Source organism: Pseudomonas sp. Lb2C2 (assembly GCF_052112205.1).
GTDB lineage: Bacteria > Pseudomonadota > Gammaproteobacteria > Pseudomonadales > Pseudomonadaceae > Aquipseudomonas > Aquipseudomonas kilonensis.
The window spans coordinates 491531-509578 of the sequence record NZ_JAUTYW010000006.1; the positions used below are offsets into that span (position 1 = coordinate 491531).

At 61.8% G+C, this 18048-nt stretch carries 16 protein-coding genes; 12 read left to right on the forward strand and 4 right to left on the reverse strand.

The genetic code is table 11. The features are described 5' to 3' along the window. Nucleotides 1–189 precede the first annotated feature (189 nt). The 4 genes from Q7F16_RS20840 to Q7F16_RS20855 all read left to right on the forward strand — a co-directional run bounded on the left by Q7F16_RS20840 (nt 190) and on the right by Q7F16_RS20855 (nt 4495). Nucleotides 190–1584, forward strand: coding sequence for an FAD-binding oxidoreductase (locus tag Q7F16_RS20840; RefSeq protein ID WP_041475654.1), 1395 nt, complete (start codon nt 190–192; stop codon nt 1582–1584). Between the two features lie 42 nt (nt 1585–1626). Beyond that, nucleotides 1627–2292, forward strand: coding sequence for a fumarylacetoacetate hydrolase family protein (locus Q7F16_RS20845; protein WP_014336008.1), 666 nt, complete (start codon nt 1627–1629; stop codon nt 2290–2292). Nucleotides 2293–2526: 234 nt separating this feature from the next. After that, nucleotides 2527–3459: an SdiA-regulated domain-containing protein gene (locus Q7F16_RS20850; RefSeq protein WP_046065249.1), complete on the forward strand. Its 933-nt coding sequence runs from the start codon at nt 2527–2529 to the stop codon at nt 3457–3459. Nucleotides 3460–3580: 121 nt separating this feature from the next. Beyond that, nucleotides 3581–4495: an SdiA-regulated domain-containing protein gene (locus Q7F16_RS20855; protein WP_046065248.1), complete on the forward strand. Its 915-nt coding sequence runs from the start codon at nt 3581–3583 to the stop codon at nt 4493–4495. A 141-nt stretch (nt 4496–4636) separates the two neighbouring features. Here Q7F16_RS20855 and rpiA read toward each other — a convergent pair whose 3' ends face one another. Beyond that, nucleotides 4637–5311 (reverse strand): ribose-5-phosphate isomerase RpiA, encoded by a 675-nt coding sequence (rpiA, locus tag Q7F16_RS20860; RefSeq protein ID WP_014336005.1) that lies wholly within the window; start codon nt 5309–5311, stop codon nt 4637–4639. Nucleotides 5312–5448: 137 nt separating this feature from the next. Between rpiA and ilvA the strand changes: the two genes are divergently transcribed. After that, nucleotides 5449–6963 carry a threonine ammonia-lyase, biosynthetic gene (ilvA, locus tag Q7F16_RS20865; protein WP_003196635.1) on the forward strand — a complete coding sequence of 505 codons (1515 nt, stop codon included), beginning with the start codon at nt 5449–5451 and terminating at the stop codon, nt 6961–6963. A gap of 45 nt (nt 6964–7008) precedes the next feature. Next, nucleotides 7009–7434: a DUF2269 family protein gene (locus Q7F16_RS20870; RefSeq protein ID WP_046065247.1), complete on the forward strand. Its 426-nt coding sequence runs from the start codon at nt 7009–7011 to the stop codon at nt 7432–7434. Nucleotides 7435–7553: 119 nt separating this feature from the next. Here Q7F16_RS20870 and Q7F16_RS20875 read toward each other — a convergent pair whose 3' ends face one another. Next, a complete protein-coding gene (locus Q7F16_RS20875) occupies nt 7554–8210 on the reverse strand; it encodes an HAD family hydrolase (protein ID WP_046065246.1) in 657 nt (218 codons plus the stop codon). A gap of 143 nt (nt 8211–8353) precedes the next feature. On the opposite strand from Q7F16_RS20875, the gene Q7F16_RS20880 reads away from it, so the two are divergent. Together Q7F16_RS20880 and ptsP are read left to right on the forward strand one after the other, a co-directional pair. Continuing rightward, a complete protein-coding gene (locus Q7F16_RS20880) occupies nt 8354–8833 on the forward strand; it encodes an RNA pyrophosphohydrolase (protein WP_003186867.1) in 480 nt (159 codons plus the stop codon). Between the two features lie 22 nt (nt 8834–8855). Beyond that, a complete protein-coding gene (gene ptsP, locus Q7F16_RS20885; RefSeq protein WP_014336001.1) occupies nt 8856–11135 on the forward strand; it encodes a phosphoenolpyruvate--protein phosphotransferase in 2280 nt (759 codons plus the stop codon). A 125-nt stretch (nt 11136–11260) separates the two neighbouring features. Here ptsP and Q7F16_RS20890 read toward each other — a convergent pair whose 3' ends face one another. Further along, complete coding sequence (locus tag Q7F16_RS20890) at nt 11261–12007, reverse strand: NRDE family protein (protein WP_409556861.1); 747 nt, start codon at nt 12005–12007, stop codon at nt 11261–11263. Nucleotides 12008–12304: 297 nt separating this feature from the next. Here Q7F16_RS20890 and Q7F16_RS20895 point away from each other — a divergent pair, with 297 nt between their 5' ends. The 3 genes from Q7F16_RS20895 to Q7F16_RS20905 all read left to right on the forward strand — a co-directional run bounded on the left by Q7F16_RS20895 (nt 12305) and on the right by Q7F16_RS20905 (nt 14986). Beyond that, complete coding sequence (locus Q7F16_RS20895) at nt 12305–13087, forward strand: sulfite exporter TauE/SafE family protein (protein ID WP_095974119.1); 783 nt, start codon at nt 12305–12307, stop codon at nt 13085–13087. Nucleotides 13088–13155: 68 nt separating this feature from the next. Further along, nucleotides 13156–13965, forward strand: coding sequence for a prolipoprotein diacylglyceryl transferase (gene lgt / locus Q7F16_RS20900; protein ID WP_014335998.1), 810 nt, complete (start codon nt 13156–13158; stop codon nt 13963–13965). 49 nt (nt 13966–14014) lie between these two features. Beyond that, complete coding sequence (locus Q7F16_RS20905) at nt 14015–14986, forward strand: thymidylate synthase (protein ID WP_409556860.1); 972 nt, start codon at nt 14015–14017, stop codon at nt 14984–14986. 193 nt (nt 14987–15179) lie between these two features. Here Q7F16_RS20905 and cadR read toward each other — a convergent pair whose 3' ends face one another. Further along, nucleotides 15180–15626 carry a Cd(II)/Pb(II)-responsive transcriptional regulator gene (gene cadR / locus Q7F16_RS20910; RefSeq protein ID WP_003196623.1) on the reverse strand — a complete coding sequence of 149 codons (447 nt, stop codon included), beginning with the start codon at nt 15624–15626 and terminating at the stop codon, nt 15180–15182. A gap of 86 nt (nt 15627–15712) precedes the next feature. Between cadR and Q7F16_RS20915 the strand changes: the two genes are divergently transcribed. Further along, complete coding sequence (locus tag Q7F16_RS20915; RefSeq protein ID WP_409556859.1) at nt 15713–17932, forward strand: heavy metal translocating P-type ATPase; 2220 nt, start codon at nt 15713–15715, stop codon at nt 17930–17932. Nucleotides 17933–18048: the final 116 nt, after the last annotated feature.

Here is an 18048-nt window from a genome sequence, read left to right on the forward strand (position 1 = left end):
CCCGGAGAAAAATGGCAGGGAATCGGACAGCGCATGCTGGCCCGACCGGCGTGACAGCCGTCGCCGCAGAACAGCCGTTGGGCACTACGCTGCGGGGTCGGTATGCTAGCATATGCACCCCGCTAAACACTCATTCCTGCGACGTGAAGCGTTCTCAGGATGACCATGAATTGTTCGAGAGTTCTGTCGATGACCAATCCTGCCGTGATAGATGAGCTGAAGACCCTGGTTGAGCCTGGCAAGGTCTTGACCGATGCCGACTCCCTGAACGCTTACGGCAAGGATTGGACCAAGCATTTTGCCCCTGCGCCTTCGGCCATCGTCTTTCCCAAGACCACCGAACAGGTCCAGGCCATCGTGCGCTGGGCCAACGCGCACAAAATCGCGCTGGTGCCATCGGGCGGACGTACCGGGCTTTCCGCCGCGGCCGTGGCGGCCAACGGCGAAGTGGTCGTGTCGTTCGACTACATGAACCAGGTGCTCGACGTGAACCTCACCGACCGCACCGCGGTCTGCCAGCCTGGCGTGGTCACCGAACAACTGCAGAACAAGGCCGAAGAACATGGCCTGTATTACCCGGTAGACTTCGCTTCGGCAGGTTCAAGTCAGATTGGCGGCAATATCGGCACCAATGCCGGCGGGATCAAGGTCATTCGCTACGGCATGACCCGCAACTGGGTGGCGGGCATGAAGGTCGTCACCGGCAAGGGTGACCTGCTGGAGTTGAACAAGGACCTGATCAAGAACGCCACCGGCTACGACTTGCGGCAGCTGTTCATCGGCGCCGAAGGCACTTTGGGCTTCGTGGTCGAGGCCACCATGCGCCTGGACCGCGCACCGAAAAACCTCACCGCCATGGTGCTCGGCACGCCGGACTTCGACTCGATCATGCCGGTGCTGCACGCCTTCCAGGGCAAACTGGACCTGACCGCCTTCGAATTTTTCTCCGACAAAGCCCTGGCCAAGGTCCTCGGTCGCGGCGACGTGCCAGCACCGTTTGAAACCGAGTGCCCGTTCTACGCCCTGCTGGAATTCGAAGCCACCACCGAAGAAGTCGCCAACCACGCCCTGGAAACCTTCGAGCATTGCGTGGAGCAAGGCTGGGTGCTGGACGGCGTGATGAGCCAGAGCGAAACCCAACTGCAGAACCTGTGGAAGCTGCGCGAATACATCTCCGAAACCATCTCCCACTGGACGCCTTACAAGAACGACATCTCGGTGACCGTCTCCAAGGTTCCGGGTTTCTTGCGGGAAATCGACGCGATCGTCGGCGAGCACTACCCGGATTTCGAAATCGTCTGGTTCGGCCACATCGGCGACGGCAACCTGCACCTGAACATCCTCAAGCCGGAAAACCTGAGCAAGGATGAGTTCTTCGCCAAGTGCGCGACCGTGAACAAATGGGTCTTTGAAACCGTCGAGAAATACAACGGCTCGATTTCCGCCGAACACGGCGTGGGCATGACCAAGCGCGACTACCTGACCTATAGTCGTTCGCCAGTGGAAATCGAGTACATGAAAGCCGTGAAGGCGGTATTCGACCCGAACGGCATCATGAACCCGGGCAAGATTTTCGCGGTTTGACGCCTAAAAACACCTGATGAATCCCAGAAGCAGGAGTCGGTAATGAGCTATCAGCACCAGTATGTCGACGGTACACGTATTCATTTCCCGGTCGGGAAAGTGGTGTGCATTGGCCGCAACTACGCCGAACATGCAAAGGAACTGGATAACCCGGTACCCACCGAACCCTTGCTGTTCATCAAGCCGGGCAGTTGCGTAGTGCCGCTGGAAGGCGGTTTCAGTATTCCGGCCGACCGCGGCTCGGTGCACTACGAGGCGGAAATCGCCGTACTGATCGGCAAGCCGCTGTCGCCCCGCCCGAGCGTCGAAGAAGTGCTGGACGCCATCTCCGGTTTCGCCCCGGCCCTGGACCTGACCTTGCGGGACAAACAGGCCGAGCTCAAGGCCAAGGGCCTGCCGTGGGAGGTTGCCAAGTCCTTTGACGGCGCGGCGGTGATCGCACCGTTCGTGTCGAGCGGCACCTTCGCCGACCTGACCGACATCCCTGTTCGCCTGACCATCAACGGTGAAGTGCGCCAGGACGGCAACAGCAGCCTGATGCTCAACCCCATCGTACCGATGATCCAGTACATGGCCGGCTGCTTCTCGCTGCAGGCCGGCGACGTGATCCTCACCGGCACCCCGGCAGGCGTTGGGCCGTTGAATGCCGGCGATGAGCTGGTACTGGAGTTGCCGGGGGCGAGCCGCTTCGAAAGCAGCGTTCGTTAACGGCTAAACCTGTGCTCCCCTGTGGGAGCGAGCTTGCTCGCGATGAGGCCATCACATCCAACATTGATGTTGGCTGACACATCGCTATCGCGAGCAAGCTCGCTCCCACAGGGGACGGATGGAGGCCTGTCCCGCCATTTACCGTTTTTTTCACATGCCATCCGGATAATTCCGGGGAATGCGGCATCTGAGCCAGCCACTCCCCTAGCCGAATTTTCTGGAACGCATTCCCCGATGGCCAAAACCCAAGCACTGCCCTCCGCCAAACCTGCCCGCCGTTCCCGCTTCGCCCTGCCCTGGTATGCCTGGTCGCTGCTGACGGCGGCCGCTGCCTATGGCCTGGCGTTTGCGATGCATTGGGACGACCGCGGCCTGCTTTGGCTATCGGAACACTTCCAGAGCCCGGCTCAGCGCCAGGAGAGCATCTGGTTGCCGGACTACCACGCTGTAATCGACGCCAAGCCGCTACCGGGCATGGAGAAGGACGAAGCGTCCGATGTGACCTACAACCCGCAGACCAAGACCCTGTTTGCCGTCATGGGCAAGCACCCGTTCCTGGTGGAACTGACCCTGCAAGGCGACGTGCTGCGCAAAATGCCCTTGGTGGGTTGGAGCAACCCCGAGGGCGTGGCCTATATGACTAATGGCCTGCTGGCGATTACCGACGAGCGCAGTCACACGCTGTCGATCGTCCAAGTGGATGCCAACACCCGCGAGCTCAACAGCACCGACTTCCCTCAGTACGACCTGGGTGCGTCAGAGAACCAGAACAAAGGCTTCGAAGCGATCGCCTGGGACCCGCGCAACCAGCAACTGGTGCTCGGTGAGGAACGTCCGCCGGCGCTGTTCACCTGGAAAAGCGATGGCAGCCAGTTGCTCAAGGGCGACAAGCAGATCCATGTCAGCAATGAACTGGACCTGCGTAACCTCTCTGCATTGGCGATCGACCCTCGCACCGGCCATACGCTGGTGCTTTCGGCAGACTCCCACCTGCTGCTGGAACTGGACGAAGAAGGCGAGCAGGTCAGCTTCATGACCTTGTTGGGCGGCTTCAACGGCCTGAAAGACACCATCCCTCGTGCCGAAGGCGTCACGGTCGATGAGGTCGGCAACCTGTATATGGTCAGTGAGCCGAACCTGTTCTATCGTTTCGAAAAACAGCGCTGACAGCACTAACTCTGTAGGATAAGTCTTCCTTCGCTGTAGGGTGTGGCACACAGCCATTAAGTTTCAGTTCAGGCAGCCGTGGTATTTCCACTCACCTGTTCTCATCCGAGCCCACCCCAACATGCGTCGACTCGCCCGCCCCAAACCCTTGATCCTGATACTGCTGACGCTGGTGCTGATTCTCTTGATCGCAGCCGGCCAGCACCTGCGCCTGTTCGAGCGCGCCTGGTTCAACCTCAACACCTATTGGCAACCCATCAGCGAAGAAACCATCGCCCTGGATCAATACCGGGTCACGCTCGAAGCGCAGGTGATCGAGGGCCTGGACGATGATGTTTCAGCGCTGACGTTCGATCCGATCCGCAAGAGCCTGTTCACCGTCACCAATCAAAATGCCGAAATGATCGAGTTGTCGCTGGACGGCAAGATCTTGCGGCGCATCGCCCTGATCGGCTTTGGCGATCCGGAGGCGGTGGAATTCATCAGCGAAGACACTTATGTCATCACTGACGAGCGCCAGCATCGCCTGATCAAGATTCACCTGGAGGCCGACACTCGATTCCTCGACGCAGCCGACGCCGAGCAAATGACCCTCGGCGTGCACATGAGCGGCAACAAGGGATTCGAAGGGCTGGCCTACGACTCAGTGGGCAAACGCCTGTTCGTGGCGAAGGAACGCGACCCGATGCTGATTTATGAAGTGCATGGGTTTCCCCACCACAATCCAGAAAAGTCCTACGCGGTCCATGTGATCAACAACCCCAAGCGCGATGCCGGGCTGTTCGTGCGCGACCTTTCAAGCCTGCAATACGATGAGCGCAGCGGCCATTTGCTGGCGCTATCCGATGAGTCGCGGTTGATTATCGAACTGGATATCAACGGCCGGCCGTTGAGCACGCTGTCGTTGAGCAAAGGCGGCCAGGGCCTGCAAAAAACCGTGCCCCAGGCCGAAGGCCTGGCCATGGACGACGATGGCAACCTGTATCTGGTGAGCGAGCCGAACCTGTTCTACGTGTTCAAGAAGCCGCAGCCTTGATTCACTCGCCCTGAACTACAAACCAATGTGGGAGCGAGCTTGCTCGCGATAGCGGTAAGCCGGCCAACATTAATGCGCCGGATAGACCTCTATCGCGAGCAAGCTCGCTCCCACAAGGGTTACTTCACTCAAAAGAGCAGGTTATTCAGCCCGCAGGGTCTTCACCCCTTCAGGGGTCCCCAGCAACAGCACATCCGCAGGACGCGCAGCGAACAAACCGTTGGTGACCACGCCAACAATGGCGTTGATCTGGCTTTCCAGTTCCACCGGGTTGGTGATCTGCAGGTTGTGCACGTCCAGGATGATGTTGCCGTTATCGGTCAACACGCCTTCGCGATACACCGGGTCGCCGCCCAGCTTCACCAATTGGCGGGCCACATGGCTGCGGGCCATGGGAATGACTTCAACCGGCAGCGGGAACGCGCCAAGCACCGGCACCAGCTTGCTGGCATCGGCGATGCAGATGAAGGTCTTGGCCACGGCCGCAACGATCTTCTCGCGAGTCAGGGCCGCGCCGCCGCCCTTGATCAGGTTCAGGTGCGCGTCGCTTTCGTCGGCACCGTCAATGTAGAACTCCAGGTCGCTCACGGTGTTGAGCTCGTACACCGGGATCCCGTGGCCCTTGAGGCGCGCAGCGGTCGCTTCGGAGCTGGCGACCGCGCCGTCGAACGCACCCTTGTGTTGCGCCAGCGCGTCGATGAAGCAATTGGCCGTGGAGCCGGTGCCAACCCCGACGACGCTCTTGTCATCCAGCTTCGGGAGGATGAGGTCGACGGCGGCCTGGGCCACGGCCTGTTTGAGTTGATCCTGGGTCATGCGGGCTCCGAAAGCGGGCAGGAAGTAAAGAGGGGCGCGAGTATAACCCAACAAAACCTTGGGATTCGTGTGGTCGCCCAGCTAAAAGCCGGGTTAGACTCCTTGGCCCTGCCCAACCCGCTCAGTGATGCTTTCCGATGCTTGAACAGTACGTCAAAAAGATCCTCACCTCGCGCGTTTACGACGTTGCCGTAGAAACCCCGCTGCAGACCGCTCGCCAGCTCTCCGAGCGGCTGGGCAACAGCATTTTGCTCAAGCGCGAAGACTTGCAGCCGGTGTTCTCGTTCAAGATTCGCGGGGCCTACAACAAGCTGACCCAGCTCAGCGACGAAGAGCGCGCACGCGGCGTGGTCACGGCTTCGGCGGGCAACCACGCCCAGGGCCTGGCCCTGGCGGCCAAGGTGCTGGGCGTCAAGGCCACCATCGTGATGCCCAAGACCACCCCGGAAATCAAGGTCGAAGGCGTGCGTTCGCGCGGTGGCAAAGTGGTGCTGCACGGTGACTCGTTCCCCGAAGCCCTGGCCTATTCGCTGAAACTGGTCGACGAAAAAGGCTACGTCTACATCCACCCGTATGACGATCCCCACACCATTGCCGGGCAGGGCACCGTGGCGATGGAAATCCTGCGCCAGCACCCGGGGCGCCTGGATGCGATCTTCGTCCCGGTGGGCGGTGGCGGGCTGATTGCCGGGATCGCGGCCTACGTGAAATATCTGCGCCCGGACATCAAGATCATCGGCGTCGAGCCGGACGATTCCAATTGCCTGCAAGCGGCCATGGCCGCTGGCGAGCGCGTGGTATTGCCGACCGTGGGGCTGTTCGCCGACGGCGTCGCCGTGGCGCAGATCGGCCAGCACACCTTTGATATCTGCAAGCATTACGTGGACGAAGTGATCACCGTCAGCACCGACGAGATCTGCGCCGCGATCAAGGACATCTACGACGATACCCGCTCGATCACCGAACCTGCCGGCGCCCTGGGCGTGGCCGGGATCAAGAAGTACGTCGAGTCACGGGGCATCAGCGGCCAGACCCTGGTGGCCATCGACTCTGGCGCCAACGTCAACTTCGACCGCTTGCGCCACGTTGCCGAACGCGCCGAACTGGGCGAAGGCCGCGAAGCGATCATCGCCGTGACCATCCCCGAGAAGCCGGGCAGCTTCAAGGCGTTCTGCGAAGCCGTCGGCAAGCGCCAGATCACCGAATTCAACTATCGCTACAACACCGGCAGCGAAGCGCACATCTTCGTTGGCGTGCAGACCCACCCGGAAAACGACCCGCGCAGCGCGCTGATCGCCAGCCTGACCGAACAAGGCTTCCCGGTGCTGGACCTGACCGACAATGAACTGGCCAAGTTGCACATTCGCCACATGGTCGGCGGGCATGCGGCCCATGTCATCGACGAAGTGGTGCTGCGCTTCGAGTTCCCGGAACGCCCGGGGGCGCTGTTCAACTTCCTCAACAAGCTGGGTGGGCGCTGGAATATCTCGATGTTCCACTACCGCAACCATGGCGCGGCCGATGGCCGCGTGGTCGCCGGACTGCAAGTGCCTCACGATGAGCGCCATCTGGTGCCGGCCGCGCTGGAAGAAATCGGCTACCCATACTGGGATGAAAGCGATAACCCGGCCTATCAACTGTTCCTGGGTTGATAAAGCCGGGCTAGGCTGTGAGCAAGACTTAAGGAAAATCCAACAATGGAAACATTGACTGCGCTGAAGATCGCTCACGTCGTCGCCACCGTACTGCTGCTGGCAGGCGCCCTGGGGCTGGCCGTCTGGGTCTGGCGCACGCGCCGCAATGGCGATGCCACGGCGGCGGCGCGCACGCTGCAACGTCCGCGGATGTTCATCTGGCTGGTGATGATCCTGGCTCTTGCGAGCCTGCCCTTCACGGGCTGGTGGATGGTGCATCAGGTTGGCTGGTCGCTGGGGCAGACCTGGTTGCTGGCTTCCAGCGTGCTCTACACCGTGGCGACACTGGCGGGGTTCTGGCTGCTGGTGCGACTGAACAAATTGCGCAAGGCGCCGGGAGGTAGCGGGAAGTTTACCTTTGCCCTGGCGCTGTTCAGCGTTGTCTGCTTTATCGCCATTGCGGGGTTGATGGGGGCCAAGCCGGTTTAAAACACAGTCTGTGGGAGCAAAGCTTGCTCGCGATTCTGTGGGAGCAAGGCTTGCCCGCGATTGGCTTTACGCGATGCGAAGGTACGTGTGCCAATCGCGAGCAAGCTTTGCTCCCACAGTCAATTGCGCAACGAAATCACCGGCCAACCCCGCTTCTGGGCCTCGGCCCGAAGATTCGGATCCGGATCCACCGCCACCGGATGCGTCACCACCTCCAGCAGCGCCAGGTCATTCATCGAGTCGCTGTAGAAATAGCTGCCGTCGAGCGAATGCCCGGTCTCTTCCAGCCAACGGTTCAGCCGGGTCACCTTGCCCTCGCGAAAGCACGGGACATCCGTGCTGCGCCCGCTGTAGCGCCCATCGATCATCTCGCACTCGGTGGCGATCAGGGTCTCGACCCCCAGGCGCTCGGCAATCGGCCCGGTGACAAAGCGGTTGGTGGCGGTGATGATCACCAGCTTGTCGCCAGCGTCACGGTGCTTTTCCAGCAATTCGATGGCCTGGGGCAACACGATCGGCTCGATGCAGTCGCGCATGTAGTCCAGGTGCCACTGGGCCAGCACGTGCATTTCGGTGCGGCCGAGGATTTCCAGGCAAAAGTTCAGGTACTCGGCGTTGTCGAGCTTGCCGGCCAGGTAATCCTGGTAGAACTCGTCGTTGCGTGCCTTGTACGTGACAGCGTCGAGGAAACCGCGCTCGCACAGGTAATCGCCCCACGCGTGGTCACTGTCGCCGCCCAGCAATGTGTTGTCCAAGTCGAATAAAGCCAGCCGCATTGCAGTTACTCGCTGAAAAATCTGAAGAAAGGCGTCCAGAATACGGACTTTTCACAAGAGTGCACATAAGCTAGGGACGCTCGTTGCTGCTTTCACAACCTTTGTGGAACAATGCGGCGACATGCGTTTGCGAGGTTGTTGCCGTGATCGATCCCGATGGTTTCCGTCCCAATGTGGGGATCATTCTTACGAATGATGCTGGGCAGGTGCTATGGGCTCGCCGTATCAATCAAGACGCCTGGCAGTTTCCCCAGGGCGGGATCAACCCCCAGGAGACGCCGGAAGAGGCCTTGTACCGCGAGTTGAATGAAGAAGTGGGGCTTGAGCGAGAGGATGTCGAAATACTCGCCTGCACCCGCGGCTGGTTGCGCTATCGTTTGCCGCAACGCCTGGTCAGGACGCACAGCCAACCGCTGTGCATCGGCCAGAAGCAGAAATGGTTTCTCCTGCGCCTGATCTCCAACGAGCAGCGGGTGCGGATGGATTTGACCGGTAAACCGGAGTTCGATGGCTGGCGCTGGGTCAGCTATTGGTATCCGTTGGGCCAGGTGGTGACATTCAAGCGCGAAGTGTACCGACGCGCTCTCAAAGAGCTTGCCCCGCGCCTGCTGACGCGCGACTGACGACGGAGTTCGACCCCGAGCCATGCTCAATACGCTGCGCAAGATCGTCCAGGAAGTTAACTCCGCCAAGGATCTCAAGGCGGCGTTGGGGATTATTGTATTGCGTGTCAAAGAGGCCATGGGCAGCCAGGTCTGCTCGGTCTACCTGCTGGACCCCGAGACCAACCGTTTCGTGCTGATGGCCACAGAGGGCTTGAACAAGCGCTCCATCGGCAAGGTCAGCATGGCCCCCAATGAAGGCCTGGTCGGTCTGGTCGGCACACGCGAAGAACCCCTGAACCTCGAAAACGCCGCGGATCACCCGCGCTACCGCTACTTTGCCGAAACCGGCGAAGAACGCTACGCCTCGTTCCTCGGGGCACCGATCATCCACCACCGCCGCGTCGTCGGCGTGTTGGTCATCCAGCAAAAAGAGCGCCGCCAGTTCGACGAGGGTGAAGAAGCCTTCCTCGTGACCATGAGCGCGCAACTGGCCGGGGTTATCGCCCACGCCGAGGCCACCGGTTCGATCAGCGGTCTGGGTCGCCAGGGCAAGGGCATCCAGGAAGCCAAGTTCGTCGGCGTACCGGGCTCACCGGGCGCGGCAGTGGGCACGGCGGTGGTCATGTTGCCGCCCGCCGACCTCGACGTGGTGCCGGACAAGGCCATCGCCGACATCGAGGCCGAGCTGGGTTTGTTCAAGACCGCCATCGAAGGCGTACGCGCCGACATGCGGGCCCTGTCGGCCAAGCTGGCGACACAGCTGCGCCCTGAAGAGCGCGCACTGTTCGACGTTTACCTGATGATGCTCGACGATGCCTCCCTGGGCAGTGAAGTGACCACCGTCATCAAGACCGGCCAGTGGGCCCAGGGCGCGCTGCGCCAAGTGGTGACTGACCACGTCAACCGTTTCGAACTGATGGACGACGCCTACCTGCGCGAGCGAGCCTCGGACGTCAAGGACCTTGGCCGTCGGTTGCTGGCGTACCTGCAGCAGGAACGCCAGCAGACCCTGGTCTACCCCGACAACACCATCCTGGTCAGCGAAGAGTTGACCCCGGCCATGCTCGGCGAAGTGCCCGAAGGCAAGCTGGCGGGGCTGGTCTCGGTATTGGGCTCGGGCAACTCCCACGTGGCGATCCTGGCCCGGGCAATGGGCATCCCGACGGTGATGGGCCTGGTGGACCTGCCGTACTCCAAGGTAGACGGCATCCAGATGATCGTCGATGGCTACCACGGCGAGGTCTACACCAACCCCAGCGACGTGCTGCGCAAGCAGTTTGCCGATGTGGTCGAGGAAGAAAAGCAACTGTCCCTGGGCCTGGATGCGCTGCGGGACCTGCCGTGCGTGACGCTCGACGGCCACCGCATGCCGCTGTGGGTCAACACCGGCCTGCTGGCCGACGTGGCCCGGGCGCAGAAACGTGGCGCCGAAGGTGTAGGCCTGTACCGCACCGAAGTGCCGTTCATGATCAACCAGCGCTTCCCCAGTGAAAAGGAACAGCTGGCGATCTACCGCGAACAACTGGCCGCGTTCCACCCGCAACCGGTGACCATGCGCAGCCTGGACATCGGCGGCGACAAGTCCCTGTCCTACTTCCCGATCAAGGAAGACAACCCGTTCCTCGGCTGGCGCGGTATTCGCGTGACGCTCGACCACCCGGAAATCTTCCTGGTCCAGGCCCGCGCCATGCTCAAGGCCAGCGAAGGCCTGAACAACCTGCGCATCCTGTTGCCGATGATCTCCGGCACCCATGAACTGGAAGAAGCCCTGCACCTGATCCACCGGGCCTGGGGCGAAGTACGCGACGAAGGTACCGACGTGCCGATGCCGCCGGTCGGGGTGATGATCGAGATTCCGGCCGCGGTGTACCAGACCAAGGAACTCGCGCGGCAGGTGGACTTCCTGTCGGTGGGCTCCAACGACCTGACCCAGTACCTGCTGGCCGTGGACCGCAACAACCCGCGGGTCGCGGACCTGTATGACTACCTGCACCCGGCGGTGCTGCAAGCCTTGCAGAACGTGGTGCGTGACGCCCATGCCGAAGGCAAGCCGGTGAGCATCTGCGGCGAAATGGCTGGCGACCCCGCGGCCGCAGTACTGCTGATGGCGATGGGGTTCGACAGCTTGTCGATGAACGCCACCAACCTGCCGAAAGTGAAATGGATGCTGCGCCAGATCAACCTCAGCAAGGCCCAGGAATTGCTCGCGGAGGTGATGACCATCGACAACCCGCAAGTGATCCACAGCTCCTTGCAACTGGCGCTGAAGAACCTTGGGTTGGCGCGGATGATCAATCCGGCTTCGAACAAAACCCTCTAGACAGTTCAACGAGCATTTGTGGCGAGGGAGCTTGCTCCCGCTGGGCTACGAAGTAGCCCCAAAGCCTTTTTGGGCGGGCTTCGCCCACCAGCGGGAGCAAGCTCCCTCGCCACAAGTAATCTTCTTCAAATGTACAGCGCCACCTCCCCCAAATGCCCCCCATGCGGCCCGAAACTGCGCTCGACCATCTGCCGCGTCCCATCGGCATGGACAATCAGCGCCGTACTCGCCCGCGTCCCGTAGGCCGGGCTGGCGATGAACACACTCGATAACAGCGTCTCGGTCGCCACGCCCACCCCCGTATCAGGCAGCTCAGCCACCGGAGCAGGTTGCGGGTCGTTCAGCAGCGCCAGCAATGCCTGGGGCTGCGGATCGTCCAGCACCTCGCCCAGCGCCGCCCGAGCCTTGAGCAACTTGGGCCAGGGCGTGTTCAACCCTGCGTTCGACAAGCCATAGAGCCCCTTGCCCAACCGCTGCGGCTGGGTATCGCGGGCGTTGTGGTGCCACAGCTCGACGCCATCGCCGAGCAGCAGGTTGAAGCCACCGTACTCGCTGGCGCGGGGCACGACTTCGCTCAGGTAGTCGGCAATCGACAGATTCCCGGTCAGGAACCGCGCCACCAGCTCACCGCGCGACTTGAAGGCCGGCAATTGGCCTGGGTCACGGATGTTGGTCAGCGCCGCAAAACGCCCCTCGGCGCCAATGCCGAGCCAGGTGCCACCGGCCTCCAGGTCGCGACCGGCATGCACATGGGGCGCGTCAGGCCACTGGGCCAGGGGCAAGGTCGGCCGGGCATAGAACTCGTCGCGGTTGGCCGCCACGATCAGCGGCTGGGCATGGCCGGGTCGCCAGGCAAATACGATCAGGCACATCAGGTTATCCTGTTTGAAAATGAAGCTGAACGACACTGCTTTTGTGGCGAGGGGATTTATCCCCGCTGGGCTACGAAGTAGCCCCAGAACTTTCAACTCGATAAACCTGGTACACCGAGTTGCCAGGTTTTAGGGCTGCTGCACAGCCCAGCGGGGATAAATCCCCTCGCCACAGGGACAGCGATCATCAGCCACTCTACTCACACATCGCCCCGGCATCCATCGCCTTCAGTAGAGCCCAAGCCCCTCGATCCGTTACCATGCCGCTCTTATTTCGGGGATGGGCGGGAGACGCTGGTGGAATTTGTGCTCTATCTGCTGCTCGGCGCCTGCGCCGGTGTGCTGGCCGGGTTGTTCGGTGTGGGGGGCGGGATCATCATCGTCCCGGTGCTGGTGTTCAGTTTCACCCTGCAGGGTTTCGACCCGCAGGTGTTGACGCATCTGGCCGTCGGCACCTCACTGGCATCAATCATCTTCACCTCGGTCAATGCCGTGCGCGAGCATCAGCGCAAAGGCGCGGTGCGCTGGCCGGTGTTCGCCTGGATGACCGTCGGCATCCTGATCGGTGCCGGATTCGGTGCGATCACCGCCGAAGCGATTTCCGGCCCGCACCTGCAAAAGATCATCGGCGTGTTCGCCCTGATCGTTGCCGTGCAACTGGCCCTGGACTTCAAGCCCAACGCCAGTCGCAACGTACCGGGCAAGGCCGGACTGACCCTGGCCGGCACGGTGATTGGCTGGGCCTCGGCGATTTTCGGCATCGGTGGCGGTTCACTGACCGTGCCGTTCCTGACCTGGCGCAGCGTACCGATGCAGCAAGCGGTCGCGACGTCATCGGCCTGCGGACTGCCCATCGCCGTGGTCAGCGCATTAAGTTTCATGATTCTGGGCTGGCACGATCCGTTGCTGCCGGCCCATAGTCTCGGTTTTGTGTATTTGCCAGCGCTGCTGGGCATCGCCTTGACCAGCATGGTCTTCGCCCGTTTCGGCGCGCGGCTGGCCCATCGCCTGTCACCGCGCTTGCTCAAGCGGTTGTTTGCCGCCCTGCTATTCTGCGTGGGCTTGAGTTTTCTGTTCTGACGCAATCCTGGCTTAATCCCGAGGTGGCAGCGTCGCCCGGGTATTTTTGACGTTTACGAGGAATATCAATGCTGCCTTACCCGCAGATCGATCCGGTAGCCCTGGCCATCGGCCCGCTGAAAATCCACTGGTACGGTCTGATGTACCTGATCGGCATCGGCGGCGCCTGGTTGCTGGCGTCGCGCCGGCTCAACCGTTTCGACCCGACCTGGAACAAGGAAAAACTTTCCGACCTGGTGTTCTGGCTGTCCATGGGGGTGATCGTCGGCGGACGCCTGGGCTACGTGCTGTTCTACGACCTGAGCGCCTATCTGGCCAACCCGACGCTGATCTTCGAAGTCTGGAAGGGCGGCATGTCGTTCCACGGTGGGTTCATCGGCGTGATGCTGGCGGCGTTGTGGTTCGGCAAGCGCAACAACAAGTCGTTTTTCGAGCTGATGGACTTCGTCGCGCCGATGGTGCCGATCGGCCTGGGCGCGGGGCGCATCGGCAACTTCATCAATGCCGAGTTGTGGGGCAAGCCGACCGACGTGCCGTGGGCGATGATCTTCCCGCCGTTCAGCGACCCGGCGCAGTTGCCGCGCCACCCGTCGCAGCTTTATCAATTCGCCCTCGAAGGCGTGGCACTGTTCCTGATTCTCTGGCTGTTCTCGCGCAAGCCTCGGCCAACCATGGCGGTGTCGGGCATGTTCGCGCTGTTCTACGGAATCTTCCGTTTCATCGTTGAATTCGTCCGCGTACCGGACGCCCAGCTCGGCTATCTGGCGTGGAACTGGCTGACCATGGGCCAGGTGCTGTGCCTGCCGATGATCATCGGCGGCCTGGTGCTGATCTGGCTGGCTTATCATCGTGCGCCGGCTGCGGCGGCCAAGGTTTAAAATTCGAACCCCGGGGCGTTGGTCCCGGGTTCAAGGACACAGGTAATCCATGAAGCAATATCTCGATCTGGTGGCCCACGTCATCAAGAACGGTACCAAGCAAGCCAACCGCACCGGTGTGAACACCATCAGCTTCCCCGGCGCCATGCTGCGCTATGACTTGAAAGACGGTTTCCCGGCCATCACCACCCGCAAAATGGCATTCAAATCGGCCATCGGCGAGATGTGCGGCTTCCTGCGCGGCGTGAACAACGCCGCCGAATTCCGTGCCCTGGGCTGCAAGGTCTGGGACCAGAACGCCAACGAAAACGCCCAGTGGCTGGCCAACCCGTTCCGCCAGGGCGAAGACGACCTGGGCGAGATCTACGGCGTGCAATGGCGCAAATGGCCGGCCTACAAACAGATCCCCTTGAGCAACCCGGCCGCCATCGAGCAGACACTGGCCCAGGGTTACCGGCAGATCGCCGAGGGCGAAGAAAACGGCCAAGCCTACGTGGTGCTGTACAAGGCCATCGACCAGGTTCGCCAGTGCGTCGACACCATCATCAAGGACCCGGGCAGCCGGCGCATCCTGTTCCACGGCTGGAACTGCGCCCAGCTCGATGAAATGGCCCTGCCGCCGTGCCATCTGCTCTACCAGTTCCACCCGAATGTCGAGACCAAGGAGATCTCCCTGACCCTCTACATCCGCTCCAACGACCTAGGGTTGGGCACGCCGTTCAACCTCACCGAAGGCGCCGCGCTGCTGAGCCTGATCGGTCGCCTGACCGGCTACACGCCGCGCTGGTTCACCTATTTCATCGGCGATGCACACGTCTACGAAAACCACTTGGACATGCTCAACGAACAGCTCACGCGCGAGCCGTTCCCGATGCCCAAGCTGGTGATTTCCGAGCGTGTGCCGGAGTTTGCCAAGACCGGTGTGTACCAGCCCGAGTGGCTGGAGTTGGTGGAGCCGGGCGACTTCTCCCTCGAAGGCTACCAGCACCACGCACCGATGACCGCGCCGATGGCGGTCTAAAAGAATCCCACCATCCCCCTGTGTGCGGGCCTGTGGGAGCAAAGCTTGCTCGCGATGGAAACGCCTCGATCCGTCAGAAGATCGCGTTTTCGTTCATCGCGAGCAAGCTTTGCTCCCACAGGATCGCGCCAAGCTTTGCTCCCACAGGCTCGCTCATAGGCGGCTCTGTGTATTCGAATTGGTGGGCAAGGGCTCAATGCCCATGACTGCGCCCCACATGGGAATGCTCCACCTCCGGCGCCACCGCCCCGCTCACTTCCAACCGCTGCAAGATCCCGCATTGATCCAGGTCCGGCCCTTCGCCACAACGATGGCGCAGGTCGATCAGTTGCGTCTGCAGGGCCAGCAGGCCGTCGATGCGGGCCTTGACGTGTTGGATGTGTTCGTCGATCAGCGCGTTGACGCTTTCGCACTGGTCCTGGGGGCTGTCGCGCAGGGCCAGGAGGCTGCGGATTTCTTCCAGGGTCATGTCCAGGGTGCGGCAGTTGCGGATGAACGTCAGCCGCTCGGCATGGGCCTGGGTGTAGACGCGGTAATTGCCGTCGCTACGGGCCGGCTCCGGCAGCAAGCCTTCGCGCTCGTAGTAACGGATGGTTTCGACCTGGCAGTCGGTGATTTTCGCCAGTTCTCCGATCTTCATGCTATGCCCCCCCAAATAGGTGCTTGACCCTATAGTGGCTACAGGGTCTTTACTGCGCAACAGGCACTTTTCACGGACGTCACCCGATGAGCGATTCCCTTCACATCCACAAACCCGACCACGGCCATGACCACGGGCATTCCTGCTGCGCATCGAAAGCAGCCCCGTCGCAGGTCATCCTCGGCAAAACGCCGACGGACGGTGCGCGGCTGAGCAGTTTCCGCATCGAAGCCATGGACTGCCCCACCGAACAGACGCTGATCCAGAACAAGCTCGGCAAGCTCGAAGGCGTGCAGCAACTGGATTTCAACCTGATCAACCGCGTGCTGGGCGTGACCCACGATTTGCCTAGCGACGCGCCGATCATCAAGGCCATCGAATCCTTAGGGATGCAGGCCGAGCCGATGACCCCGGGCCAAGAGAAAGCCCCCCCTGACTTGCCCGCCCCGGCCAAGCCCTGGTGGCCGCTGGCGCTGTCCGGCGTGACGGCACTGGGTGCCGAGTTGATCCACTTCACCAACGCCGCGCCTAACTGGGTGGTCGCGCTGGTCGCGTTGGTGTCGATCCTCAGCGGCGGCCTGAGTACCTACAAGAAGGGCTGGATCGCCCTGAAAAACCGCAACTTGAACATCAACGCGCTGATGAGCATCGCCGTGACCGGCGCCGTGTTGATCGGCCAATGGCCGGAAGCGGCGATGGTGATGTTCCTGTTCACCGTGGCCGAGCTGATCGAAGCCAAATCCCTCGACCGCGCGCGCAACGCCATCAGCGGCCTGATGCAGATGGCCCCGCAACAGGCCACCGTGCAACAGGCCGATGGCAGCTGGCAGGTGCAAGACGTAAAAGTCATCGCCCTCGGTGCGCGGGTACGGGTTCGCCCGGGCGAAAGGGTTGGCCTGGACGGCGACGTGGTCGCCGGTCGTTCGACCATTGACCAGGCACCGATTACCGGCGAGAGCCTGCCGGTGGAAAAAACCATCGGCGACAAGGTGTTTGCCGGCACCATCAACCAGGCCGGCGAACTGGAATACACCGTGACCGCGGCGGCCGATCACTCCACCCTGGCGCGGATCATCCACGCCGTGGAACAGGCCCAGGGCTCCCGCGCGCCGACCCAGCGCTTCGTCGACCAGTTCTCGAAAATCTACACCCCGGCGGTGTTTGTCCTGGCCTTGGCCGTGGCCATCATCCCACCGCTGTTCATGGGCGCGGCGTGGTTCGACTGGATCTACCGAGCGCTGGTGCTGCTGGTGGTCGCTTGCCCGTGCGCACTGGTGATTTCCACCCCCGTGACCATCGTCAGCGGCCTCGCCGCCGCTGCGCGCAAAGGCATCCTGGTCAAGGGCGGCGTGTACCTGGAGGGAGGCTACAAGCTCGACTACCTGGCCCTGGACAAGACCGGCACGCTCACCCACGGCAAGCCGGTGCAAACCGACTATGTGGCGCTGGACCCGAGCGTGGAAACCACCGCTCCGGCCCTGGCCGCCAGCCTTGCCGCCCGCTCCGACCACCCGGTTTCCCGGGCGATTGCCAACGCGGCTGTGGATAAGCAACTGGCACAGCAGGTTGTGGATAACTTCGAGGCGCTTGCCGGGCGCGGTGTGCGCGGCGACATCGGCGGGCAGACTTATCACCTGGGCAATCACCGCCTCGTGGAAGACCTCGGCCTGTGCTCCCCCGAACTGGAAGAGAAACTCTTCGCCTTGGAAAAACAAGGCAAGTCCGTGGTGCTGCTGCTCGACGCTACAGGCCCCTTGGCGCTGTTTGCCGTGGCCGACACCGTGAAGGACTCCAGCCGCGAAGCCATCCGGCAACTGCATGACCTGGGCATCAAGACCTTGATGCTCACCGGCGACAACGCCCACACCGCCGACGCGATTGCTGCGCAGGTGGGCATGGACCAGGCCCGAGGCGACCTGTTGCCCGAAGACAAGCTGCAAGCCATCGAAGCGTTGTACGCCCAGGGTCACCGCGTCGGCATGGTCGGCGACGGCATCAACGACGCCCCGGCCCTGGCCCGTTCGGAAATCGGTTTCGCCATGGCGGCGGCCGGCACCGACACGGCCATCGAAACCGCCGATGTCGCCTTGATGGACGATGATCTGCGCAAGATCCCGGCCTTCATTCGCCTGTCGCGGCAGACTTCCAGCATCCTGAAACAGAACATTGCCTTGGCGTTGGTGATCAAGGCGATCTTTCTCGGGTTCACCTTCGCCGGGTTCGCCACCATGTGGATGGCGGTGTTCGCCGACATGGGGGTGAGTTTGCTGGTGGTGTTCAATGGGCTGCGGTTGTTGCGCAAGTAAAAGGCCAGGGTGACTGGACTGGCCTCATCGCGAGCAAGCTTTGCTCCCACAGGTCTTTGCGAATACAGAATCTGAATTCACTACGGATCTGCTGTGGGAGCAAAGCTTGCTCCCAC